This window comes from Oleiphilus sp. HI0086, assembly GCF_001635225.1.
Genome location: NZ_LWFZ01000120.1, coordinates 1 through 965 on the forward strand (window position 1 = coordinate 1; position 965 = coordinate 965).

Genomic DNA, 965 nt, shown 5'->3' on the forward strand with positions numbered 1-965 from the left:
ACTCTGGCGAGATTATTGGCCTGGCTTGGAGCTTAAGGGATATCAGCGAACTAAAACTCAAAGAAGAGGAAGCCCGTCACCGAGCTTATCATGACTTGCTTACTGGNCTACCTAACCGCAGGCTTCTATCAAACAGGCTCGATACCGCCCTGACTTCGGNAAGTCAAAACAAAGACCAGACGATTGTCCTGTTTATCGACCTTGATGGATTTAAAGATGTAAATGACTCTCTGGGACACGGTGTTGGCGATGCACTACTCAAGGCCATAACTCTGCGCCTTGAAGCCGAGCTGCCCCCTCACACACTACTATCTAGACATGGTGGTGACGAATTCATTGCAGTGATGGAAAAACAAGATGGCACAGATAATGCCAAACAATTTGCACAAGCAATTGTTGACTCTTTTGGCACACCATTTCATTTAGGCAATGAAGATATTTACATGAGCGCGAGTATCGGCATTGCCGCCGCCCCCGATCACGGCAATGACTCCGACAAATTAATTAGTAATGAGTTCCTTTGCTGACAGTTGAACGGAGCGCTCGAGGGTTGTTCTTTGTTCATCAGCTTCGACATAACTATTATGTACGGCATTCAAAAATGCAGTAATGCGAGGGTCATCCGGCACTTCTGATAGGTGCTTTTCGATCTGGAAGGTAGAGTCAGACTCTACAACCCAAATTTCTGTGAGATGTTCCGTATCGACCCTGAAGAAAAGAACATCAACCATATAGCAGACTTTCTAAAAGAAACAGAAACCCTCATCAGCGAGCCAAACTCACTGACAGCCGAGTTTAAATTCAGCCTCGAGACTCCCAAAGAGCAGCGTCTGTGTGAAATAAAAACACTAAAGGGTCGAACTATTGAGGCATATTCCAACCCCCAGACGAAAAACAACTCTGGCGAGATTATTGGCCTGGCTTGGAGCTTTAGGGATATCAGCGAACTAAAACTCAAAGAAGAG

Annotated in this window: 2 protein-coding genes; both read left to right on the forward strand. The window is 45.7% G+C overall.

Going from position 1 to position 965, the window contains the following annotated elements:
* Window positions 1-527 (forward strand): GGDEF domain-containing protein (locus A3756_RS01670; protein WP_156490183.1); only part of this gene is annotated, 527 nt, incomplete at its 5' end.
* A gap of 111 nt (window positions 528-638) precedes the next feature.
* Window positions 639-965 (forward strand): PAS domain-containing protein (locus A3756_RS01675; protein WP_156490184.1); only part of this gene is annotated, 327 nt, incomplete at its 3' end.